The sequence below is a fragment of the Paraburkholderia sp. A1RI-2L genome (assembly GCF_048957375.1).
In the GTDB taxonomy this organism is placed as follows: domain Bacteria; phylum Pseudomonadota; class Gammaproteobacteria; order Burkholderiales; family Burkholderiaceae; genus Paraburkholderia.
In genome coordinates this window covers 83,745-107,316 of sequence record NZ_JARBTA010000003.1, presented here as the reverse complement: position 1 = coordinate 107,316, position 23,572 = coordinate 83,745, and the positions used below count along the sequence as shown (strand labels likewise).

General features: G+C 66.6%; 19 protein-coding genes and 1 pseudogene. 13 read left to right on the top strand and 7 right to left on the bottom strand.

What is annotated here, in order from left to right:
- The first annotated feature begins 55 nt into the window (after nt 1–55).
- The gene (locus PWP93_RS23620; RefSeq protein WP_421046241.1) at nt 56–766 is read left to right on the top strand and encodes an IclR family transcriptional regulator; all 711 of its coding nucleotides are present in this window, start codon (nt 56–58) and stop codon (nt 764–766) included.
- Between the two features lie 117 nt (nt 767–883).
- On the opposite strand, the pseudogene PWP93_RS23615 reads toward PWP93_RS23620, so the two are convergent.
- From PWP93_RS23615 to PWP93_RS23600, 4 genes and pseudogenes are all read right to left on the bottom strand, one after another.
- A pseudogene (locus tag PWP93_RS23615) lies at nt 884–1,053 on the bottom strand (integrase); the annotation flags it as partial.
- A gap of 262 nt (nt 1,054–1,315) precedes the next feature.
- Complete coding sequence (locus tag PWP93_RS23610; protein ID WP_421046240.1) at nt 1,316–1,906, bottom strand: aspartate kinase; 591 nt, start codon at nt 1,904–1,906, stop codon at nt 1,316–1,318.
- Between the two features lie 36 nt (nt 1,907–1,942).
- Nucleotides 1,943–3,001, bottom strand: coding sequence for a hydantoinase/oxoprolinase family protein (locus tag PWP93_RS23605; protein WP_421046239.1), 1,059 nt, complete (start codon nt 2,999–3,001; stop codon nt 1,943–1,945).
- Complete coding sequence (locus PWP93_RS23600; protein WP_421046238.1) at nt 2,991–4,028, bottom strand: ATP-grasp domain-containing protein; 1,038 nt, start codon at nt 4,026–4,028, stop codon at nt 2,991–2,993. The genes PWP93_RS23605 and PWP93_RS23600 overlap by 11 nt, the downstream gene beginning before the upstream one ends.
- Nucleotides 4,029–4,041: 13 nt before the next feature.
- On the opposite strand from PWP93_RS23600, the gene PWP93_RS23595 reads away from it, so the two are divergent.
- From PWP93_RS23595 to PWP93_RS23575, 5 genes are all read left to right on the top strand, one after another.
- Nucleotides 4,042–4,773: a HisA/HisF-related TIM barrel protein gene (locus PWP93_RS23595; RefSeq protein ID WP_421046237.1), complete on the top strand. Its 732-nt coding sequence runs from the start codon at nt 4,042–4,044 to the stop codon at nt 4,771–4,773.
- Nucleotides 4,774–5,145: 372 nt separating this feature from the next.
- Complete coding sequence (locus PWP93_RS23590; RefSeq protein WP_421046236.1) at nt 5,146–6,441, top strand: formylmethanofuran dehydrogenase; 1,296 nt, start codon at nt 5,146–5,148, stop codon at nt 6,439–6,441.
- Nucleotides 6,438–8,138, top strand: a complete 1,701-nt coding sequence (locus PWP93_RS23585) for a formylmethanofuran dehydrogenase subunit A (protein ID WP_421046235.1) — start codon at nt 6,438–6,440, stop codon at nt 8,136–8,138. Before PWP93_RS23590 ends, PWP93_RS23585 begins: the two co-directional genes overlap by 4 nt.
- Nucleotides 8,135–9,085: a formylmethanofuran--tetrahydromethanopterin N-formyltransferase gene (fhcD, locus tag PWP93_RS23580; RefSeq protein WP_421046234.1), complete on the top strand. Its 951-nt coding sequence runs from the start codon at nt 8,135–8,137 to the stop codon at nt 9,083–9,085. The genes PWP93_RS23585 and fhcD overlap by 4 nt, the downstream gene beginning before the upstream one ends.
- Entirely contained in the window at nt 9,082–9,906 is an 825-nt protein-coding gene (locus PWP93_RS23575) for a formylmethanofuran dehydrogenase subunit C (protein WP_421046233.1), read from the top strand. The genes fhcD and PWP93_RS23575 overlap by 4 nt, the downstream gene beginning before the upstream one ends.
- A 56-nt stretch (nt 9,907–9,962) precedes the next feature.
- On the opposite strand, the gene PWP93_RS23570 is transcribed toward PWP93_RS23575, so the two are convergent.
- Nucleotides 9,963–10,874: a LysR family transcriptional regulator gene (locus PWP93_RS23570; RefSeq protein WP_421046232.1), complete on the bottom strand. Its 912-nt coding sequence runs from the start codon at nt 10,872–10,874 to the stop codon at nt 9,963–9,965.
- A 502-nt stretch (nt 10,875–11,376) separates the two neighbouring features.
- Between PWP93_RS23570 and glyA the strand changes: the two genes are divergently transcribed.
- The 7 genes from glyA (at nt 11,377) to PWP93_RS23535 (ending at nt 21,129) form a co-directional block, all read left to right on the top strand.
- Nucleotides 11,377–12,672 carry a serine hydroxymethyltransferase gene (gene glyA / locus PWP93_RS23565; protein ID WP_421046231.1) on the top strand — a complete coding sequence of 432 codons (1,296 nt, stop codon included), beginning with the start codon at nt 11,377–11,379 and terminating at the stop codon, nt 12,670–12,672.
- Nucleotides 12,673–12,755: 83 nt separating this feature from the next.
- Entirely contained in the window at nt 12,756–14,030 is a 1,275-nt protein-coding gene (locus PWP93_RS23560; protein WP_421046230.1) for an aminotransferase class V-fold PLP-dependent enzyme, read from the top strand.
- 74 nt (nt 14,031–14,104) lie between these two features.
- The gene (locus tag PWP93_RS23555) at nt 14,105–15,061 is read left to right on the top strand and encodes a D-2-hydroxyacid dehydrogenase (RefSeq protein WP_421027448.1); all 957 of its coding nucleotides are present in this window, start codon (nt 14,105–14,107) and stop codon (nt 15,059–15,061) included.
- 57 nt (nt 15,062–15,118) lie between these two features.
- Entirely contained in the window at nt 15,119–16,297 is a 1,179-nt protein-coding gene (locus tag PWP93_RS23550) for a malate--CoA ligase subunit beta (RefSeq protein WP_421046229.1), read from the top strand.
- Between the two features lie 10 nt (nt 16,298–16,307).
- Nucleotides 16,308–17,213, top strand: a complete 906-nt coding sequence (sucD, locus tag PWP93_RS23545) for a succinate--CoA ligase subunit alpha (protein ID WP_421027446.1) — start codon at nt 16,308–16,310, stop codon at nt 17,211–17,213.
- Nucleotides 17,191–20,109, top strand: coding sequence for a phosphoenolpyruvate carboxylase (locus tag PWP93_RS23540; RefSeq protein ID WP_421046228.1), 2,919 nt, complete (start codon nt 17,191–17,193; stop codon nt 20,107–20,109). Before sucD ends, PWP93_RS23540 begins: the two co-directional genes overlap by 23 nt.
- A 33-nt stretch (nt 20,110–20,142) precedes the next feature.
- A complete protein-coding gene (locus tag PWP93_RS23535) occupies nt 20,143–21,129 on the top strand; it encodes an HpcH/HpaI aldolase/citrate lyase family protein (protein ID WP_421046227.1) in 987 nt (328 codons plus the stop codon).
- 10 nt (nt 21,130–21,139) lie between these two features.
- On the opposite strand, the gene PWP93_RS23530 is transcribed toward PWP93_RS23535, so the two are convergent.
- Nucleotides 21,140–22,615 carry a pyridoxal phosphate-dependent decarboxylase family protein gene (locus PWP93_RS23530; protein WP_421046226.1) on the bottom strand — a complete coding sequence of 492 codons (1,476 nt, stop codon included), beginning with the start codon at nt 22,613–22,615 and terminating at the stop codon, nt 21,140–21,142.
- A gap of 51 nt (nt 22,616–22,666) precedes the next feature.
- Nucleotides 22,667–23,566 (bottom strand): bifunctional methylenetetrahydrofolate dehydrogenase/methenyltetrahydrofolate cyclohydrolase FolD, encoded by a 900-nt coding sequence (folD, locus tag PWP93_RS23525; RefSeq protein ID WP_421027442.1) that lies wholly within the window; start codon nt 23,564–23,566, stop codon nt 22,667–22,669.
- Nucleotides 23,567–23,572: the final 6 nt, after the last annotated feature.

Below are 23,572 nucleotides of genomic sequence, written 5' to 3'. Positions count from 1 at the left end.
TAAATCGCCGTTTTACTGTGTACAATTCAGGAGCAACGAATGACGGGAGGCAGGAATGGGAAACGACGGAGTCATCGCGGTCGAGAAAGCGCTTTCGCTACTGGACTGCTTCAAACCGGGGGCCGAGTCACAGTCGCTCGCGATGCTTGCGCAAACATCCGGCATGCACAAGACGACGGTCTATCGACTGATGAACTCGCTGGAGCGAATGGGCTATGTGGTGCGCGCGCAATCGGGCAATTACTCGCTCGGACATCGCGTGCTGTACCTGGGCAAGCTGTACGAGCAGTCCTTCCATCTGTCTACGGTGGTCGAACCGGCGCTGCATGCGCTGGCGGCGCTGACGAAAGAAAGCGCATCGTACTACGTTCACGACAACGGGCAGCGGCTTTGCCTGTTTCGGGCCGAGCCGTCCGAAGGTCTGCGTGAAACGCGGCTCGCGGGGACGACGCTGCCGCTCGACGACACGGCCATCAGCCAGGTGATCCGTTTCTGGGGACTCGGCGAACCGATCTACGACAAGTCGCCCGCACTGCCGATCTTCACCGCGGGCGCGCGCGACGTGCACACAGCGGCGTTCGCCGTACCGATCTTTGGCGCTGGCGACAAGTTCATGGCGGCGCTGACGCTTTCCGGTCCTGCGTCTCGCCTCAACGCGGCGCACACATCAGGCGAGCTAGATCGACCGCAACTGGATGCGGCCGCCGATCTATCGCGGAAGCTGGGAGCGAGTGTGGCGCTCTGCGAGAACATCTACGGCACCTGATCGCCGCTTCGGCAAAGGTATGGTTCAGGTCGACGAATCGTTCGTCGCCTGGATGTAGGTGCGCTCGCACAATGCCGCGCTCGCGCGGCTTAGACCACAGACCGGTGTCGAAGCAACAGACCTCATTCGAGTGACCGTGTGAGTGCCGTACGCGGTATCGTCGAGTCCAATAGACGCGACCAGCGATGAACCACTCGCGCATATTGTCGTGTTGACAGATGCGGCGACGCATGCGACCGGCTTGGGAACAGAAAGTCAGTGGACTTCAATCCACGCGCCATTATCCAAGGCTTGTGAAAGCCCCTATTGAAATCAGGTCACATGTTGGCTCGATGGGGAATTCGGCAAGCTATGGCGATGATGGACGGAGCGTAACGCTTCAACTTAACCCAGGCTGTCCAGATAACTGTTGCGACGGTCAACAATACGGCCCCTACTTTTCTTTGCCGCTGCAAATAAAGGGTCCACCCCGCACAGGCAACGCCGGCATATCGACACGAATACAAGGAAACGCGCCGAGCGCTATATCTTGCGCCGAAATCGCCCCCATCAAGACGTAACCGCATTGAGCAGCAATTCCCGAACACGCGGCCAGTCCTTTTTATTAAGGATATCCAACGGATAAGAAGCCTCCCTGGTAAGCTCGGCAAAGCGCTTGTCGAGCACGCCTTTCTCCGCATGTTGCGCGGCGCTCCATTGCGAATCGATCTCGCACGACTTCACAATCATCAAACGCTCGGCGTTGAGCCGATTGGCAAGCCACGCCGCCAGCGAATCCGACGTCACGTCCCAGCTCGTGAGCGTATCGGCCTCCTGCCGCAGCAGACCAAATGGCGCCCACACGGCGGTCCGGCCTTCATGCAGCGCGTGGCGGATCTGAGGCTCGGTCGCCGCGATCACGAGGCGGCGGCACAAGCCCTGCATCATCAACGCGTGCTGCGCCATCGCGAGCACCGCCATGTTGTGCGCAGCAAGATCGTCGAATCGCCAGACCGCCTGATGCTCGCGCACCTGATCCGCGAAGCCGCCGCCGCCCGGCACGATCACCACGCGCCCGCCGCCCAGTTCGTTCAATTCGCGCAGCCACGTCTGCAGCAACGGGTCGCGGCTCAGGCTCCCGCCGATCTTCACCACCCACATAGGCGCTCCCCCAACGACATCGGCGATCCCGCCGCGTCACGCGAGCGCTGCATCGGCAGTCTCCGCGAACAGCAGCGCAACCGCCGCGCTGGGCGCACAGACCTGCGCCCAGCCCGCCGCGCCGCCGTGCGCCTCGATGAGCTTGCCGAAGCGCACCGTCTCATACCCGCACGAATGCGCGAGCGCCTCGACCAGAAATGCGCCGCAGCCCGCCGCCACCAGCCGCACGGCACCGCGCGCCGGCCCGACCTTGCCCAGCATGCGCGTGAGATTCGCGGCCAGATACCCGAGCTGCAGATCGCGCCATTGGCAGGCGAAGGCAATCCATTCGGATTCCGATGCATCTCGCGCATCATGGCCGATCATGCGCGCGAGCCGCCGGTGCGTAGCCACGGCGTCCTTGCCTGCGCCGTCCGCGGCCGGATGCTGATCGTGCATGGGGGCGAGCTCGCCGGTAAGCCGGTACACGTCGGCAGTGGTTGCGAAGAGCTCGTTCATGACGTTCCAGGTCTCGCCGCGAAAGCCGACGCGCTGTGCGAGCGCGCATAGCGGCGTGCGCACGACGCCCTGATAGACCAGCTCCCCGGTGCGCAAACGCGCCGCGTCGTCGGTGCCGCGCGCGGCAACCCGGCCGCCGCGCACCGGAATCAGGTCCGTCGTGGTGCTGCCGATGTCCACCAGCACTGCATCAGGCAGGCGCCGCGCGACCACCTGAGCCGTGGCGAGCCAGTTGGCCGAAGCGATGTGCGTCCAGTGCGCCGCCACCTCGTCCAGCGCGCACCAGCGCCCCTCCCCTGCATAGAAAACCACGCGCTCGCCCAAACGTGCGGCGAGCCGCTGCGCAAGCGCAGCCACGCCGGCCTCGCGATGCTCGAAGAGATCGGCCATTTCGCCCGTCATCGTCACGGCATGGCCGGCCTCGCGGTAATCGGGCCAGCGTGCGGCGGCCTGGGCCAGCACGGCGTCCAGTTGCGCAAGGCCTTGCCAGAGCGGGCAAGGCCACTGCACGACTTCGACTACGCAGCCATGCTCCACGCGCGCCGCCTTCACGTGCGCACCCCCGATGTCCCAGCCGATCACGAAGTCATGCAACATGGCAGACCTGTTCGGCGCCGTCGTGTGCCGTGCCGCGAACCCCGTCGTTCGCGTCGTGCTGGGCTTCGTGCTGAGCTTCGAGGTGCGCCGCTAGCACGCGCGCGGCCAGGTTCATCTCAAGCCGCGCCGCCAGCCCCGCATAGGCGCAGGTCACGCGCGGATTGATTTCGACGATCACCGGCCCACGCTCGCGATGCCAGACCACATCGACGCCAACGAAGCCCGCCAATCCCGGCAGCGCGTGCGCGACCCGCGCGGCCAGCTCCGTGCAGGCGCGGCCCACGAGGCTGTCGAGCGCGATGGCGCCCACCGTGACGCCCTCATAGGCGAGGCGCCCCTGCGTGACGTTCACATGCTGCCAGTTGACGCTCAGCAGTTCCGCGCGGCCCCGCGTGCACAGCAGCGAGAGACTCAGCGCGTCGCCCTCCACCCATTCCTCGAAAGTCACGTCCTCCTGCGCCGCGAGGCGCGCGAGGAACGCAGACTGGGCCGCGCGAAAGTCGTGATAGACATGGGTGTCGATTGCGCCGGCACCGTCGTCGGGCTTCACGACCCATGCACTCGCGCCGGGCCGCAGCGGCGCGTCGGCCGACCAGGCGCGCGTGGCTGCAATGCCGGCTTGCGCGAGATGCCGCGCCGTCCTGCGCTTGCTGCCCGCCACCTGGAGCGCGGCGGCATTGCAACCGATCCAGCGCGACGCGTCCACCGCCCCGCACAGCGCGGCCAGCACGCCGTCCGTCTCGGGCGCGATGACCCAGACCGCGTCGTGGCGCTGCGCCTGTGCACCCACGAACGCAACGGCGTCGTGCGCGCGCGGCGGCACGCGCCACGTCAGCGAGGGCGCGCGCGGCGCAGTGGCGGGATCGCCAGCCGCACAGATGCAGGTCACCTCCACGCCGGGAATGCGCGCGAGGTCGCTCGCCACCGGATTGCGCATCGCGCGCCCCATCGCGAGCAGTTCGGGCCTGGCAGCCGCTGCCTCATCGCCGCCAGCACTGATATATTCATAGACCAGCACCTTCGTCATCGCTCGCTCCCCCATGCAAATCATTCCCGTTATCGACGTGCTCGGCGGCACCGCCGTGCGTGCCATACGCGGCGAACGCAGCCGCTATCGCGCCCTCGAATCGCAACTCTGCAGTGGCAGCGATCCTGTGGACGCCGCCCGCGCTCTGCTCGACTACTGCGGCGCCTCCGTGCTCTATGTCGCCGATCTCGACGGCATCATGCACGGCGCACCGCAACTCGACCTGCTTGTCCGGCTCGCCGGTGCGCTGCCCGGCATCGAGTTGTGGCTCGATGCGGGCTTTGCCGATCCTCATGCGGCCAGCGCACTGCTTGCCTCACTGCGCGAATGCGGCACCCGCAGCGACATCGCGAGCGGCACCCCAAGCGCCTCCCGCAATGCGCCCATCACGCCCGTCTTCGGCAGCGAATCGCTGCAGCCCGGCGCAATGACGCATCTGCCCGCCGACGCGCTGCTCTCGCTCGACCGCCGTCACGACGCGCCGCTCGGCGATCCGCGCTGCTGGACCGACACGTCTCACTGGCCCGCACGCCTGATCGTCATGACGCTCGAGCGCGTGGGCTCGTTCGACGGCCCTGCGCTCGACGCGATCGCCGAGGTCAGCGAACGCGCAGGGCAGCGGCAGATCATCGGCGCGGGCGGCATTCGCCACGCGGACGATCTGCAAGCGGCGGCCACCTCGGGCGCGACTGCATGGCTAGTGGCCTCCGCCTTGCACGAGCGGCGTATTCCCGCTGCATCCTGAATGTGCGACCCGCGCGCGGCGCCTGCCACATCGCCACAATCACGTTTCGTGCCAGTGGCGCGCGCATACCACCGCGCCACGGTTTCGCGGCTCGTCACACTGAATCAGCAATGAACCGGCAATGGCATCGGCGACGAATTGCCAGCCAGATCGCCCCTTGCGCGGCTGAGGCGTGGGTACGCCTGACGTGACAGTGTGTGACGCGCTCGCGAATTCCCGTGCGCATTGTGTACCGCGCACGGCACGCGCCGTAGCGCACCCGGCGGGCGACGCGAGACGCCCATCCTCCTGCATGGCGGCTCGCAAGGCGCGTAGCTGGCGCCTGTGCCGCCGCAATATGGCTCATGGCATAGCCCTTGCAAATCGGCAGGCATGGATGCGACTCTCGACACCCCACCCTGGACCTGCCCGTTCTGCGCGCTGCTGTGCGACCGCTTCGGCGTCGCCCAAGGCGAAACGCTGACGCCGGCGGGCACGAGCTGCCCGCGCGCCGCGCGCGCACTCGCCCAATTCGGCGGCACGCCGTCCTCGGCGACACCCGCCGTGAACGGCCAACCGGTGGACGCGCAGACCGCGCTCGACACCGCCGCGCAGTGGCTCGCCCGCGCGCGCCAGCCGCTCTTCGGCGGCATGGCCACCGACGTTGCCGGCGCGCGCGCGCTCTATCGCGTCGCCAACGCCTGCGGCGCGATCGTCGACCATGCGCATGGCCGCGCGCTGATGCACGGCTTGACGGCCATGCAGGACCGAGGCGCGTTCACGACGACCTTTGCCGAGATCCGCAATCGCGCCGATCTGATTATCTGCATCGGCTCCTCGCCATCGACGCGCTATCCCGAGTTTTTCTCGCGTTGCGCGGTGGGTAGCGAAACGGGTGGCGAGACGGATGACGTCGGACCGTCACAGCGCACCGTCGTCTTTCTCGGTTGCGAGATCGACGCTGCGCTCACGCAGCGCGCCGGAGTCGAGACGCTCGCCGTACCGCTGCAGGGCGACCTCTACGACACCGTGGCCATGCTCAACGCGCTGCTCGCCGGCAAATCCCTGCGCGCCCCCGCCGATCCCGCATTGGCCGCGCTCGTGGAGCGCATGCTCGCGGCGGACTATACGGCAATGGTATGGATTCCTGCTGACCTGCCGGGCGCTCATGCCGCGCTGCTCGTGGAGGGACTCGACCGGCTGCTGAAAACTCTCAACCGCATGCGGCGCGCGGGCGGCCTTGCGCTCGGCGGCGACGACGGCGGCGCGAGCGTCAACCAGGCACTCACCTGGCTCTCCGGCTTGCCGTTGCGCACGGGCGTGCATCGCAGCGGCCTGGAGCATGCGCCGCAGCGCTACGACACGGCGCGCCTGCTCGCGGATCGCGACGTCGACGCGCTGGTCTGGGTCGCGAGCTTCGGCGCGGACCTGCCGCCGCCGCGTACCCCTCTCCCGACGATCGTGCTCGGCCATCCAGGCCTCGCCGCAGCCTGCGCCGACCGAGAGGGTCCGACCGTGTTCGTGCCGGTCTCCACGCCGGGCATCGGTTCCGCAGGCCATCTGTTTCGCGCCGACGGCGGCGTCGTGCTGCCGCTCACGCCCATCTACGCAGACACGCTGCCGACGGTGGCCGCATTCGCGGCACAGTTGGACGCAAAGCTCGCATCGTGCAAGGAGAACGCAGCATGAGCACGTTTCGTCTGCGCGGCGGCCGCGTGTTCGACCCGGCAAGCCGCATCGAGGGCCAGATTGCCGACCTCTGCGTGCGCGACGGCCGCATCGTTCATCTGGGCGACGAGGAAGCCGTGGACCGGGAATACGACGTCACCGGCATGACGGTGATGGCAGGCGGCATCGACATGCATTCGCATATCGGCGGCGGCAAGGTGAACCTCGCGCGGATGCTGATGCCCGAGGATCACCGGATCCGGATGCAACGCGAGCAGGCCGAAAACGAACTGGAGCTGGCCTCGTGCGGCGTCTGCACGCCCGGCACGCTCGCGACGGGCTACCGTTACGCCGAGATGGGCTACACCGCGGCATTCGAACCCGCGATGATCGCCTCTAATGCGCGCCACACGCATCTGGAGATGGGCGATACGCCGATCATCGATCACGGCGCCTACGTGATGCTCGGCAACGACGAGCTATTCCTGCGCATGCTTGCGCAAGGCGAGGATTTCGAGCGCCTGCGCGATTACGTCGGCTGGTCCATCAACGCCACGAAGGCTCTGGGCGTGAAGGTCGTGAACCCGGGCGGGATTTCGGCCTTCAAGTTCAACCAGCGCAGCCTGAATGTGGACGAGACGCACGCGCACTACGCAATCACGCCGCGCCAGGTGCTGCATGCGCTCGCGCGCGCACTCACCGAGCTGGGCGTGCCGCATCCGCTGCACATTCATGCGAGCAACCTGGGTGTGCCAGGCAACGTCGACTCCACGCTCGCGACGATCGACGCGCTCGAAGGGCTGCCGGGCCACCTCACGCATATCCAGTTCCATAGCTACGGCACTGAAGGCCCGCGCAAATTCTCCTCGGCGGCAGAACGCATTGCCGAGGCCGTCAACGCCCATCCGAACATCTCGATCGACGTAGGCCAGATCATGTTCGGACAGACCGTCACCGCTTCCGGCGACATCATGAAACAGGTCAAGCAGGCCGAGTTCGCCTCGCCGCGCAAATGGATCGCGGGCGACATCGAATGCGATGCGGGCTGCGGGGTCGTGCCGTTCCGCTATCGCGAGCAAAGCTACGTCAATGCGCTGCAATGGACGATTGGCCTCGAACTGTTCCTGATGGTGAAGAACCCCTGGCAGATCACGCTCACGACCGATCACCCGAACGGCGGGCCATTCACGAGCTACCCTCACCTGATCCGGCTGCTGATGGACAAATCGTTCCGCGACGAGCAGCTTGCGAAGCTGCATCCCGAGGTCGCGCAGCAATCGGCGCTCGCGAGCATGACGCGCGAACTGAGTTTCGAGGAAATCGCGATTCTCACGCGCGCCGCGCCCGCGCGGCTGCTCGGGCTGCGCGACCGTGGCCGCCTGAGCGTGGGTGCCGCCGCCGACATCGCCGTGTATCGCGACGACGCCAACCGCGAAGCCATGTTCAGCACACCGGAATATGTGTTCAAGGATGGCGAGCTGGTCGCGCGCAACGGGCGCATCGTGGCAACACCCGTGGGCGGCACGCATTTCGTCGCGCCGGAGTTCGACCGTTCGATCGAGCGCACGCTCGACGAATACGGCGAACGCCACCTCGCGTACAACTTTCGTCACGCCGCCATCAGCCGCGACGAGCTCTGCTCGTGCTGCAACGGCGGGCGGCTCCTGCCCGCGGCCTGCGTCGCACACGGCAACAGCACAGGGGAACAGCCGACATGAGCGCAAGCGCGAGCATTGCGGAGCATCCGCCGCTCACCATCAACGGCGTCACCATCGACGACACCTTCGCCGAAGCCTTTCCGATGAAGGCCACCCGGCTCGTGATCACCGCGCGCAACCGCACCTGGGCGCGCCACGCAGCCGTGGCTGCGACCGGCTTTGCGACCTCGGTGATCGCCTGCGGCTGCGAGGCTGCCATCGAACGCGAGATCGAGCCGGACGCGTCGCCCGACGGCAGGCCTGGCGTCGCGGTCCTGCTCTTCTCGATGTCGGGCAAGGAACTGGCCAAGCAGGTCGAGCGGCGCGTGGGCCAGTGCGTGCTGACCTGCCCGACCACGGCCGTCTATGCGGGCATTATCGAAGGCGAAGCCATCGCGCTCGGCAAGAACCTGCGCTTTTTCGGCGACGGCTGGCAAATCTCGAAGCTGATCGACGGCGTGCGCTACTGGCGCGTGCCCGTGATGGACGGCGAGTTCGTTGCGCAGGAAACGACCTGCGTGATCAAGGGCGTAGGCGGCGGCAACCTGCTGCTGCTCGCGCGCGACCCCGACGCCGCGCTCGCCGGCGCGGAAGCGGCCGTGGAAGCGATGCGGCGCGTGCCCGGCATCATCATGCCGTTTCCCGGCGGCGTGGTGCGCTCGGGCTCGAAGGTCGGCTCGAAATACGCCGCGCTGCCCGCCTCGACCAACGACGCGTTTTGTCCCACGCTCGCGGGCCTCGCCCCGCGCACGGCATTGACCGACGAGACACGCTGCGTGCTGGAGATCGTCGTCGACGGACTCAGCGAAGCTGACGTCGCGAATGCGATGCGCGCCGGTATCGAAGCCGTGACCGCGCGGGGCGCACAAGCCGGCGTCACGCGCATTAGCGCGGGAAACTATGGCGGCAAGCTCGGCCCGTTCCACTTTCATCTGCATCGTCTGTGCGGTAACGGAGAAACCCCATGAAGCGCATCACGCTGCGCGTGAAGACGGCGCCCGCGCTGCGCATCGACGCGCGCTCGCTCCTGCCCGCCGCACTCGCCCCCCTGAGCGACAGCGAAGTCGCGCGCCTGCCGCTGTGGCACGGCACCGAGCGCATCGCGCTCGCGGACCTCTTCGATGTGCGTATGCACACGACGCCCGACGCAGAACCTTGCATCGCCTTCGAGGGCGACTTGCGGCGCTACGATCGCGTGGGCTGCGCGATGGATGGCGGCGCGATTGTCGTGCACGGCGACGTGGGCGATCTCGCGGGCGCGCAGATGAGTGCCGGCGCGCTCACCGTGCGCGGCAGCAGCGGCTCTTTCGCGGCCTGCGAGATGGCGGGCGGGCGCATCGAGATTGGCGGCAATACCGGCGATTTCGCGGCGGCGGCGTTGCCGGGCAGCATGGACGGGATGCGCGGCGGCACGCTTATCGTGCGTGGTCACGCCGGCGAGCGCTTTGGCGACCGCATGCGGCGCGGCACGGCGCTCGTGTTCGGCGATGCCGGTGCGTTTGCTGCCTCGCGCATGGTGGCCGGTACGATCGGCATCGCAGGCAGCGTGGGCGAGCATCTCGCTTACGGCATGCGGCGCGGTTCGCTGATCTTGCCCGATGCGCGGAACGTCCCGGCAACGAATCGGTTCGCGGAGATTCACGCCGAGGTCAGCGTATTCTGGCGTCTCGTCACACGCAGCCTCGCGAAAGAAGGCGGTGCGTTCGGGGATCTCGCGAAATGGACGCCGCGGCGGCTCGCAGGCGATGTTTCTGTGGACGGCAGGGGCGAGGTGTTCATTGCCGCGTGAGCCCAGGTCGCGGTGCGCCACGAAACGCACGCACCCCGCAACCTAAGCCCCCCTCCCTACACTTCGTCCATCACCTTCTGCGCCTCGCCCAGCAGGGTCCGCTTGAACGCCTCCACGGCTGCGGAGAGATGCTTGCTCTCGCGATGCACGATATACAGATACCGAACGATCGGAAAGCGCTCCACATCCAGCACTTTCAGGCGCAGCGTCTCGAGCTCCGGCAGCACCGTCTGCAGCGGCACCACGGCGAGCCCCATGCCAACGTGCACGCAGCACTTCACGGCCTCGTTGCTGCTCACCTCTAACCCCGGCCGAAACCGGATGCGATGCTCCGCAAAGAAGCGCTCCATCGCGCGCCGCGTGCCTGAGCCCGGTTCGCGCACCACGAAAACCTCGTCCTCGAGCGCCGCGAGCGGAATCGCACGTTGCCGTGCAAGCGAATGATCGGGCGGCGCAATCGCCACCAGAGGGTTCTTCATGAAAGGCTGGGCCACGAGCCCCTGACCTTCGGGCGGCTGCCCCATGATCGCCAGATCGGCTTCATTACCGGCCAGCGCGCCAAGCACATTCTCGCGATTGCCGAACTTCAACCGCACGCGCACACCCGGAAACGCCTTCGTATAGCGCGAAATGCACGCCAGCGAGAGATGGCCGGCCGTACCCGTTACAGCCGAAACGCGAATCTTGCCCTGCGTGGTGTCGCGCAACTGATCGAGCGACTCCTCGAGTATCGACAGTTGCTCCTGAATCGAGCGCGAATGGCTGTAGACCTCGCGGCCCGCCTCGGTAAGAAAGATACGCCGCCCGATCTGCTCGAATACCTTCATGCCGATGGTCTCTTCGAGATGCTTGAGCTGCGCGGACACACCGGGCTGCGTCAGATGCAGCTCTTCGGCCGCGCGCGAAAAACTCAGGTGACGCGCCGCCGCCTCGAAAACGCGCAGTTGCCGCAATGTCAGGTTAAGCATCCGCTTCCTCTTCAGGCCATAGGGTCTGTTTACCTTAGAAACAGGCTTGCGAACGTGCCTTTGCGGCTGCAGTGCAAGGAGGGCGTCGCAATGCGGCCGCAAAGGCACATTCCCCAAATTAAACAATTCCAGTCAGGGGCTGGCCGCCAGAAGGGCCGATCGCCGCGTCATACTCCCCACGAATACGTCGAGTATTCGCTTCGTCGCAATCCTCGCGCTCGGCCCTTCTGGCGGCCAGCGCAAGCCTGTTTCTAAGGTGAACAGACCCTGGCCTCCACTGGATCCCTGAAAAAGGCGTCCATCCCATGCCCCCACTCTACCAGCGCAGGCCAGTGCGGCAATGCCCACGACGAGGTATTCCCGCGTGCCGGAGCCCCGCCGGCATTGGCTTCCAGGCCGGGTTATGGGTTGGATAACAAACCGGAATGAGTGTTTTTGGCGCGGTGCCACTACCATCGATCTCAAGTTTCCGACACCGACCATCGACACCAGGGCGACCCACATGTTCAGCTTCCAGCAGACCATCGCAGCAACCGATCCGGAATTGCGTCAGGCCATCGTTGCGGAATCCACGCGACAGCAAGATCACATCGAGCTGATTGCATCGGAAAACTACACGTCGCCCGCCGTGATGGAGGCGCAAGGCTCGCTCCTCACCAACAAGTATGCCGAGGGCTATCCGGGCAAGCGCTACTACGGCGGCTGCGAACACGTGGACGTCGCCGAGCAGCTCGCCATCGACCGCGCGAAAAAGCTCTTTAACGCCGAATATGCGAATGTGCAACCGCATTCGGGCTCGCAGGCGAATCAGGCCGTGTATCTCTCTGTGCTCAAGCCCGGCGACACGATCCTCGGCATGTCGCTCGCGCACGGCGGCCACCTCACGCACGGCGCGTCGGTGAACGTGAGCGGCAAGCTCTTCAACGCCGTGGCCTACGGACTCCATCCGGATACCGAAGCAATCGACTACGACGAAGTCGAGCGCCTCGCGCACGAGCACAAGCCGCGCATGATCGTCGCGGGCGCCTCGGCTTATGCGCTCACGATCGACTGGCAACGCTTTCGCAAGATTGCCGACAGCGTGGGCGCGTGGCTCTTCGTCGACATGGCACACTACGCGGGACTGATTGCGGCGGGCCTCTACCCGAGCCCGGTGGGCATTGCCGACTTCGTCACCTCGACCACGCACAAGACGCTGCGCGGCCCGCGCGGCGGCCTGATCCTCTCGAGTGCCGAGCACGAGAAGGCGCTCAACTCCACGATCTTCCCCGGCATCCAGGGCGGCCCCCTCATGCACGTGATCGCGGCCAAGGCGGTCGCGTTCCGCGAGGCGATGAGCGACGCGTTCAAGCACTACCAGCGCCAGGTCATGATCAATGCGCGCGCCATGGCCGAGACGCTTCAGGAGCGCGGGCTGCGCATCGTTTCGGGGCGCACGGAATCGCACCTCTTTCTCGTCGACCTGCGCGCAAAAAGCATCACCGGCAAGGATGCCGAAGCGGCGCTCGGCAAGGCGGGCATCACGGTCAACAAGAATGCCATTCCGAATGACCCGCAAAAGCCTTTCGTCACGAGCGGCATCCGCGTGGGCTCGCCCGCGATGACCACGCGCGGCTTTGGCGAAACCGAAGCGCGGCATCTCGCGAATCTGATCGCCGACGTGCTCGAAGCGCCCGCGAACGATCTCGTGATCCGCCGCGTGGCCGACGCCGTGCACGCGCTCACGACGCGCTTCCCGGTCTACGGCGACGCGCCCGCGCAACTGCACAGCGCCACGGCCCAACGGCCCGCCGTCTGATTCAACCGCCCGAGCGGACGTTTCATAGCTTCGTACCTACGTACCTACCTAAGGCCCTCATCCCGTCACTCAGGAGTGCAGACATGTCGAATACCACTGGAACGCGTATCCCGGGTCGCAACATTCTCGCCGTGCCCGGCCCCACCAACATTCCCGACGCCGTGCTGCGCGCGATGGTCGTGTCGATGGAGGACCACCGCTCGACGCGCTTTCCCGAGCTCGCGAACGGCGTGCTGAGCGACCTCAAGCGCCTCTACAAGACCACGAGCGGCCAACCGTTCATCTTTCCGTCCTCGGGCACGGGCGCCTGGGAGGCCGCGCTGACCAACACGCTCTCGCCCGGCGACCGTGTGCTCGTCGCGCGCTTCGGGCAGTTCAGCCATCTGTGGGCCGACATGGCGCAGCGGCTGGGCTTCGAAGTCGAGATCGTCGACGTCGACTGGGGCGAGGGCGTGCCCGTCGAGCGCATCGAAGAGGTGCTCAAGGCCGACAAGAAGCATCAGATCAAGGGCATTCTCGCCTGCCACAACGAGACCGCCACGGGCGTCACGAGCGACATTGGCGCACTGCGCCACGCGATGGACAATGCCCATCACCCCGCGCTGCTGTTCGTCGACGGCGTGAGTTCGATCGGCTGCATCGACTTCCGCATGGACGACTGGCGCGTCGACCTGGCCGTGACCGGCTCGCAAAAGGGCCTCATGCTGCCGGCGGGCCTGGGCATTCTGTGCGTGAGCCCGAAGGCGCTCAAGGCGATGGAGCATGCGAAGTCAAAACGCTGCTACTTCGATCTCGGCGACATGATCAAGGCCAACGCAACCGGCTACTTCCCGTACACGCCGGCCCTGTCCCTGCTCTACGGCCTGCGCGCTGCGCTCGACCTGATCTTCCAGGAAGGACTCGATAACGTGTTCGCGCGCCATCATTACCTCGCCCAGGGCGTGCGCGCGGCCGTGACCGAAGGCTGGGGGCTCGAATTGTGCGCCAAGGCGCCGAAGTGGTATTCGGATACGGTCAGTGCCATCGTCGTTCCGCAGGGCTTCAATGCGGCCAACGTGATCGACACGGCCTTCCGGCGCTACAACCTTGCGCTGGGCGCCGGCCTCTCGAAGGTCGCGGGCAAGGTGTTCCGCATCGGCCACCTCGGCGACCTGAACGAGTTGATGCTCACGAGCGCCATTGCGGGCGCGGAAATGGCGATGCTCGACGTGGGTATCGACGTGCGCCCCGGCAGCGGCACCGGCGCGGCCACGCAGTACTGGCGCACGCACGACCCGCGCAAGGCGCAAACGCAACACACGCAGAACACGCAACCCGCGGATCAAGTCGAGCCGCTGCGCCGCGTGGCCGCCGCCTGAGCCCTGTTCGCCGCGGGCCATAACCGCATCCCGCGCTCTCAACGCCTCACGAAAAAAGGCAGGATACCGAAATCATGCGTCATGAAATCGTCTTTCTCGATCGCTCCACGTTGAAGGCCGATGTACGGCGTCCCGCCTTCGATCACCGCTGGACGCAGTACGACGTGAGTGCGCCGCACGAGGTGGCCCAGCGTCTCGAAGGGGCCACCATTGCGATCACCAACAAGGTGCCGCTGCGTGCCGACACGCTGGCGAAGCTGCCGCGTCTCAAGCTGATCGCGGTGGCGGCCACGGGCTACGACGTGATCGACACGGCGTATTGCCGCGCGCACGGCATTGCCGTGGCCAATATCCGCAATTACGCCACTCACACGGTGCCGGAGCATACCTTCGCGTTGATCCTCGCGCTGCGCCGCAATTTGCTCGCGTATCGCGACGACGTGCGGCGCGGCCGCTGGCAGGCGTCGAATCAATTCTGCTTCTTCGACCATCCGATTCGCGACCTGCACGGCGCGACGCTCGGCATCATCGGTGACGGCTCGCTCGGCCGCGGCACCGCAGCCATCGCGCGCGGCTTCGGCATGCACGTGGTGTTCGCCGAGCATGCGTCGACCAGGACCAAGCCGCGCGACGTCGCCTTCATGCCGCTCGAGCAGTTGCTGCGCGAGTCGGACATCGTCTCGCTGCATACGCCGCTGCGTCCCGAAACCCGCAACATGATCGCGCTCGAGCAGTTGCAGACGATGAAGCGCAGCGCGTTGCTCATCAATACGGCGCGCGGCGGGCTCGTCTGCGAGCAATCGCTCGCGACGGCCCTGCGCGAAGGGCTGATCGCGGGGGCGGGCTTCGACGTCCTGACCGGCGAGCCGCCCAAGGCGGGCAATCCCCTGCTCGAACTCGATCTGCCGAATTTCATCCTCACGCCGCATGTGGCCTGGGCATCGGACGGCGCCATGCAGTATCTCGCCGACCAGCTGATCGACAACATCGAGGCTTACGTGAGCGGCGAACCGCAACATCTGGTCGCCTGAGCATCGGGCGGCGTTTTCAATTTCATACCGCTTTTCTCATTCGCACGGAACACCATCATGGACATCCACGAATATCAGGCGAAGGAACTGCTGTCCGGCTTCGGCGTGCCGATCCAGCGCGGGCTCGTCGCCTATACGCCGGACCAGGCCGTCTATTGCGCCACCGAGCTCGGCGGCTGGCACTGGGCCGTCAAGGCGCAGATCCACTCGGGCGCACGCGGCAAGGCCGGCGGCATCAAGCTTTGCGAGACCTATCACGACGTGCACTCGGCGGCCACCGCGCTGTTCGGCAAGCGTCTTGCCACCACGCAAACCGGCCCTGAAGGCAAGGTCGTCGAGCGCGTCTATATCGAAGTGGCCGAGAAGTTCGAGCGCGAGATCTATCTGGGCATCGTGCTCGACCGCAAGGCCGAGCGCGTGCGCGTGATCGTCTCCGCACAGGGCGGAATGGATATCGAAGAAGTCGCGCGCACGAATCCCGAAGCCATCCTGCAAGTAATCGCCGAACCGGCCGTGGGCCTGCAGCCGTTCCAGGCGCGCGAGCTGGCCTTCGGCCTCGGCCTGAACATCAAACAGGTGAGCCGCGCCGTGGCCGCGATCATGGGCGCCTACCGCGCGTTTCGCGACCTCGACGCAACGATGGTGGAGATCAACCCGCTCGTCGTCACCGCCGACGACCGCGTGCTCGCGCTCGACGCCAAGGTCACCTTCGACGACAACGGCCTGTTCCGGCACCCGCATGTCTCGGAGATGCGCGACGCCTCGCAGGAAGACCCGCGCGAATCGGAGGCGGCGCAGTTCGGGCTGAACTATGTGGGCCTCGACGGCGACATCGGCTGCATCATCAACGGCGCCGGTCTCGCGATGGCCACCATGGACACCATCAAGTACGCCGGCGGCGAGCCCGCGAACTTCCTCGACGTGGGGGGCGGCGCATCGCCCGAGCGGGTTGCCGCGGCCTTCCGGCTGGTGCTTTCCGATACCAACGTCTCGGCCATTCTCGTCAACATCTTTGCGGGCATCAACCGCTGCGACTGGGTGGCCGAGGGCGTCGTGCAAGCCGCGAAGAACCTGCGCGTGCCGCTCGTCGTGCGGCTCGCGGGCACCAATGTCGAAGAGGGGCGCCGCATCATTCGCGAGAGCGGGCTGCCGATCATCGCGGCCGAAACGCTGCTCGAAGCGGCCCAGAAAGCCGTAGAAGCGTCCAAGGCGCACCGCGCCAGAAAGAGCAAATAGGAGCGTACCCATGAGCATCCTGATCGACGAAAACACCCGCGTGATCGTGCAGGGCTTCACCGGCGACAAGGCGACCTTCCACGCGAAAGAGATGATCGCGTACGGCACCAATGTGGTGGGCGGCGTGACGCCCGGCAAGGGCGGCCAGCGCCATCTCGACCGTCCCGTATTCAACACCGTGAAGGAAGCCGTGCAGGCAACCGGCGCCACGGCGAGTCTCGTGTTCGTGCCGCCGCCCTTTTGCGGCGACTCCATCATGGAAGCCGCCGACGCGGGCCTGCGCCTCGTGTGCTCGATCACCGATGGCATTCCGGCCCAGGACATGATGCGCGTGAAGCGCTATCTGCTTCGCTATCCGAAGGAAAGCCGCACCATGCTGGTCGGACCGAACTGCGCGGGCATCATCAGCGCGGGCAAGGCCATGCTCGGCATCATGCCGGGGAACATCTACCGGCGCGGCTCGATCGGCATCGTCTCGCGCTCGGGCACGCTCGGCTACGAGGCGGCGGCGCAACTCAACGCACTGGGTCTCGGCGTGACGACGAGCGTGGGCATCGGCGGCGATCCGATCAACGGCAGCTCGTTCCTCGACCATCTGCGGCTCTTCGAGAACGATTCCGAGACCGAGGCCGTGATCATGATCGGCGAGATTGGCGGGCCCCAGGAAGCCGAAGCGGCGCGCTGGGTACAGGAGAACATGACCAAGCCGGTGGTGGGCTACGTTGCCGGCCTCACGGCGCCCAAGGGCCGCCGCATGGGCCATGCGGGCGCGATTATCTCGGCCGCCGGTGACAGCGCGGCCGAGAAGGCGGAAATCATGCGTGCCCACGGGCTTCTCGTTGCACCCAGCGCCTCCGAGCTGGGCTCCACCGTCGCTGCGGCGCTGACGCAAAATGATGCCCGCCGCGTCGCTTGATGCCATCGAGGCCCGGGAGGCTGCCGGGGCCGAGGCTCGCACCGTGACGTTGCGTGGCGTGGAGGCGCCGCGCCATCGACCGGTTGCATCACAGTCTTCGTCCGCGCCTTCTTCCGCAGCGCCGCCTTCGCTGCTCGACCGTCTCGCCACGGCTTCTGCGGCGTTGCCCGCGCTCGATGCTCAGGCTTACGAACCGTGTGTGGTCGACCTGCTGTTCGGCTTGCTGTGCGATGTCGCGCGGCGCCGCCAGCCCCAGGTCGAACTCGCGCTGCGCGGCGAGCAGCTGCCTCCCGATGTGCCGCGCGCGGTGTGGCGGCGCAGCCTGCAGGCCCAGGGCATCTGGTTCCAGCTGCTGAGCGTGGCCGAGCAGAGCACCGCCATGCGCCGCCGCCGCGAGATCGAAATCGAGAGCGGCTATGCGCGGCTCACGGCCTCGTTCTCGCGCGTTGTGGCCGATGCGGCTGCGGCCGGCGTGCCCGCCGACGAAGTCCGCACCGTGCTCCAGCATCTGAAGATCCGCCCGGTCATCACGGCGCACCCGACCGAGGCCAAGCGCGTCACCGTGCTCGAAATCCACCGGCGCATCTATCGCAAGCTGATGGATCTGGAGTCGCCGCGCTGGACGCCGCGCGAGCGGCGCAAGCTCGTCGGGCAGCTCGGCAACGAAATCGAGCTGCTCTGGATGAGCGGCGAGCTGCGTCGCGAGAAGCCCACTGTTGCTCAGGAAGTGGCGTGGGGGCTGCACTTCTTCGGCGAAACGCTGTTCGAGGCCGTGCCGCTGCTGTTCGAGCGGCTCGAAGAGGCGCTGCACCAGTTCTACCCGGGCGAGCACTTCGAGATGCCGCGCTTCTTCCAGTTCGGCTCGTGGATCGGCGGGGACCGCGACGGCAATCCGTTCGTCAACAACGAGGTCACGCGCGCGACGCTCTACGATAACCGGCTCGCGTGCCTCAAGCGCTACCGGCAGCAACTGCTCGAGCTCGCGCAGACGCTCAGCATCACCGCCGAGGCACTGCCCGTGCCTGAAGCGTTCGGTGCCGAGCTCGCGCGCATGCTCGAGCAAAGCGGCGACGGCACGGCCATTGCCACGCGCAATCCAGGCGAGGTGTTCCGCCAGTACCTGACCTGCATGCTGCGCAAGCTCGACACCACGCTCGCCGACGCACAACGGCGCGGCGCGGGCACCGCTATTTCCGGCGGCTACGCGAGCGCCGACGAACTCGCCGCCGAGCTGCGCGCGATGGAACTGGCCCTGCTCGCGACCGGCAGCGACACGCTTGCCGACTCGTATGTCCGGCCATTGCGCCATGAGGTCGAAACGTTCCGCTTCAGCACGGTGCAGCTCGACCTGCGCGAGAACTCCACGGTCATCAACAAGACCCTGCTCGCGCTGTGGCGATCTCGCGCCAAGCCAGGCTCGGAGCCACCAGATCTGAACTCCGAAGCATGGAAGGCGTGGTTGCTCGCGGAACTCGCCCGCCCGCTCGCCCCGGGCGAAGCCACGGACGCCTTGCCCGAATCCCTCGCGGAAGTGGAAGCGGAAACGGTGCAGATCTTCCGCATGGTCCGCACGATGCGCCAGCAGGTGGACCGCAATGCCTTTGGCGCGTTCATCCTGAGCATGACGCACCACGCGACCGACGTGCTCGGCGTCTATCTGCTCGCGAAGCAGGCGGGGCTGTTCAGCGATGCCGCCGGCGTGGAAAGTTGCACGCTGCCGGTCGTGCCGCTGCTCGAAACCATCGACGACTTGCGGCGCGCGCCCGAAATCCTGCGCGAACTGCTGGCCGTGCCGATGGTCAAGCGCAGCATCCGTGCGCAAGGCGGGGTGCTGGAGGTCATGATCGGCTACTCCGATTCGAACAAGGACGGCGGGTTCTTCGCGAGCAACTGGGAGCTCTCGAAGGCGCAGACGAAGATCACGCGCGTCGGACGCGAACTGGGCATCACGATTTCGTTCTTCCACGGCCGTGGCGGCTCGGTGAGCCGCGGCGGCGTGCCGGCGGGCCGCGCGATCGCCGCGCTGCCCGCGGGCTCCGTCAACGGACGCTTTCGTGTGACCGAGCAAGGCGAGGTGGTGTCGTACAAGTACGCGAACCGCGGCACGGCGCAGTATCACGTCGAGTTGCTCGCGTCGAGCGTGCTGGAGCATACATTCAAATCGGAGCGCGAAGACGAGCTGCTGCCGCGCGGCGAGTTCGATGACGCGATGGAAGCGCTCGCGGGCGCTTCGCGCGCGGCCTATGTGAAGCTGGTCGAGCAGCCCGAGCTGATTGCGTATTTTCAGGCGGCCAGCCCGCTCGAAGAGCTTTCGATGCTGAACATGGGCTCGCGCCCTGCCCGGCGCTTCGGGGCACGCAGCCTCGAAGACCTGCGCGCGATTCCGTGGGTGTTCGCGTGGTCGCAGAACCGCCACGCGCTCACGGGTTGGTATGGCGTGGGCAGCGCGATCTCGTCGTTCCTCGGGGTGCGCCAGGAACGCGGCCTCGATCTGCTGCACAGGATGTTCAATGAATCGCGCCTGTTCCGGCTGATCGTCGACGAAGTGGAGAAGACGCTCGCCCAGGTCGATCTCGACATCGCGCGCGGCTATGCGGACCTCGTGCCCGACGCGCGCGTACGCGAAACGATCTTCGCGCAAATCGAGGCCGAGTATCGCCTCACCACGGAGATGGTGCTGAAAGTGAGTGGCGGCACCGCCGCCGCGGACCGCTTCCCCCAGTTTTGCGAGCGGCTCGCGCGCCGGCTGCCAGCCATCAACCTCGTGAGCCGGCAGCAGATCGAGTTGCTGCGTCTGTACCGCTCGGCCAGCGCCGATCAGGAGCGGCGCGGCTATCTGGTGCCGCTCCTGCTCTCCATTAATTGCATCGCATCGGGCTTCGGCGCGACGGGCTAGGGCCGCGCGCCTCCACTATCGAGGAGATTACCCATGAGCTTTACCGCAATCGAACCGGCCACGCCGCGGCTGCACCGCTCGGAGCTTGCCGTGCCGGGCTCCAACCCCGCGATGTTCGAAAAAGCCGCGCGCTCGGCGGCCGACATCATTTTTCTCGACTGCGAAGACGCGGTCGCGCCCGACGACAAGGAGCAGGCCCGCAAGAACATCATCGAAGGGCTGAACGACATCGACTGGGGTGCGAAGACGGTGATGGTCCGCATCAACGGGCTCGATACCCACTACATGTATCGCGACGTCGTGGATATCGTGGAGGCGTGCCCGCGGCTCGACATGATTCTGATTCCGAAGGTTGGCGTGGCGGCCGACGTCTATGCGATCGACATGCTCGTCACGCAGATCGAGACGGCGAAGAAGCGCAAAAAGCGCATTGGCTTCGAAGTCCTGATCGAAACCGCGCTGGGCATGGCGAACGTGGAGGCAATCGCGCAATCGAGCCGCCGGCTTGAGGCGATGTCGTTCGGCGTCGCCGACTATGCGGCCTCCACGCGTGCGCGCACGACCGTGATCGGCGGCGTGAACCGCGACTACGGTGTGCTGAGCGACAAGGACGCCAATGGCGAGCGCGAATACTTCTGGAGCGACCAGTGGCATGCCGCGCAAACGCGCATGATGGTGGCATGCCGCGCCTATGGATTGCGGCCGATCGATGGACCGTTTGGGGACTTCAGCGATCCCGATGGTTACGACGCCGCTGCGAAGCGCGCCGCGGTGCTCGGCTATGACGGCAAGTGGGCGATTCATCCCTCGCAGATCGAACTGGCGAACCGCGTGTTCACGCCGAGCGATGCCGAAGTTTCGCGCGCGCAACGCATCATGGATGCAATGGCTCAGGCGGCGAGAGATGGCAAGGGGGCCGTGTCGCTGGATGGCCGGTTGATCGACGCGGCCAGTATTCGGATGGCAGAGGCGCTGCTTTCCACTGCGCGGGCGATCGCGGGCTCGGAGGGCAAGCGCTGAAATTGGACGCCTACGCGTGCGCCGCGACGCTCTGCGCATCAACGCGCACGCGCTCCACCGCGCGCCACGACTCGATCATCGAGTCGGCGGCGCGGTCGATATCATCCTCGGTGGTAGGCCATGCAATGACCGAAATACGCATTACGCGGCGCTTACGCCACTGTGCGCCGACCGCGAAACATACGCCCTGCTGCTGAATGCGCGCGATCGTGGCGTCCGTGAGCACGTCGCCAAGCGCGACGGGCTCATCCGCACCGAACCGCACGACCACCTGATTCAACTCGACTTCGTTTAGCACCGCAATACCAGGCTCCTCGGCCAGACGACGCGCCAACCGCTGCGCAAGCGCACAATGCCGCTCGATCATCTCCGCGATGCCGCGCCGGCCAAGGGTGCGCAACAGGGTCCACAAGACGAACCCGCGCGCGCGCCGCGACAACTCCGGGGCGTAATGCACGGGGTCGCGCGCGCCCCCGTCTTCGGCGGGCGGGAGATAGCCCGCGCCGATCGTCATCGCCCGCCGGTGCGCATCGGCATCGCGCACGAAAGCGCACCCGCACTCGTAGGGCGCCTGCAGCCACTTGTGCGCGTCTGTCGCCCACGAGTCCGCATGCTCGATGCCCTGCGCCAGCGCTTCGCGCGCCGGACATGCCCTCGCCCACAGGCCGAAGGCGCCGTCCACGTGCAACCAGCCACCGCGCTCGCACCGCTCGCGCATCAGTGCGGCAATCTCCCCGACGGGATCGAACGCTCCGGTCATGATGTGGCCCGCCTGCGCGATCACGAGATGCGGCCCACGGCAATGCGCGAGCGCGGCGCGCAACGCGTCGATGCGCATGCGCCCCGCGTCATCCGTAGCAATCCTCATGACCGAGCGCTCGCCAAAACCCAGATAGCGTAGCGCGGCAAACACGCTCGCGTGCGCATCGTCGCCGATAAGAACGGCAATGGGCGGCGCGCCGAACAGGCCGTCGGCCTCGACATCCCAGCCCACGCGGCGCAGCAGTGCACCACGCGCCGCTGCGAGGCAGACGAAGTTGCTCATCGTCGCGCCTGTGGTGATGCCCACCGAGCATTCGGGGGGGAGCCGCAGCAGATCGACCAGCCATTGCCCGGCCACCTGCTCGGCCACGGCGGCCGCGGGCGCGCCCTCGTAGCAGCCGGCATTTTGCCCCCAGACGCTCGTGAGCCAGTCGGCCGCGACACCGGCTGGGTGCGAGCCGCCCACGACCCAGCCGAAAAAGCGCGGACCCGCGGTGCCCATCAAGCCCGGACCGGCCGCGGCGGCCAGTTGCTCGATCACCTCGCTCGCGGGCAGGCCCGCCTCGGGCGCAGGTCCGCCAAACGCGTCGAGCAACGCCGCGAAGCCCGCCGTTGCTGCGGGCGGGCGCGTCGCGCGGGTACGATGAAACGTCAGCGCGTGCCGGTGCGCGGCGTCCAGCGCCGTGCACGCATCATCGTCCGGCATCCTGATCAACTCGGCCACAGCGGCTCCTTTCCCCTGATGACGCCGCGTGGTCGCGCAGCTTGCACCGCGCTAGCGTGCCGGCACCTGCCAGAACGGCTGTGCTGGATGAAACGCCTCGCCCTGCGCGAAACGCTCCGCCGAGCGCAACGTGTTCTCGATCAGCATGGTGACGGTCATCGGCCCCACGCCGCCGGGCACCGGCGTGATCCACGAGGCGCGCTCGCGCACTGCATCAAAATCGACGTCGCCCACGATGCGCCCATCGGCGAGCCGGTTGATCCCCACGTCGATCACGATCGCGCCTTCCTTCACCATCTCCGCCTTGATGAGCCCCGGCTTGCCCGCCGCTACCACGAGAATGTCCGCGTGGATGGTGTGATGCGCGAGGTCGCGGGTTTTCGCGTGGCAAATGGTGACCGTGGCTTCCTTCTGCAACAGCATCAGCGCCATCGGCTTGCCGACGATATTGCTCGCGCCGACCACCACCACGTTCTTGCCCGCGACTTCGATGCCCGTGGTCTCCAGCAGCAGTTGAACGCCGTAAGGCGTACAAGGCGGAAAGATGGAATTGCCGACCACGAGCGCGCCAACGTTGTAGAGATGAAAGCCGTCCACATCCTTGTCGACGACGATGCTCTCCAGCACGCGCCGCACGTTGACCTGTGGCGGCAGCGGCAATTGCACGAGAATGCCGTGCGTGGCCGGGTCCAGATTCAGTTCGCCGATGCGCTCGAGCAACTCGGTTTCCGTGCAACTGGCGGGGAACCGGTGCATGAACGAGCGCACGCGGCTCTCCTCGCACGCCTTCACCTTGTTCGCGACGTAGACCTGCGAGGCCGGATTGTCGCCCACCAGCACCACGGCGAGGCCCGGCACGACGCCGCGCATGGAAAGCGCGGCGACGCGCTCGCGAAAGCGCGCCCGCAAGCGCCGCGCCAGGTGCTTCCCATCGATGATCTGTGCCGTCATGGCGCG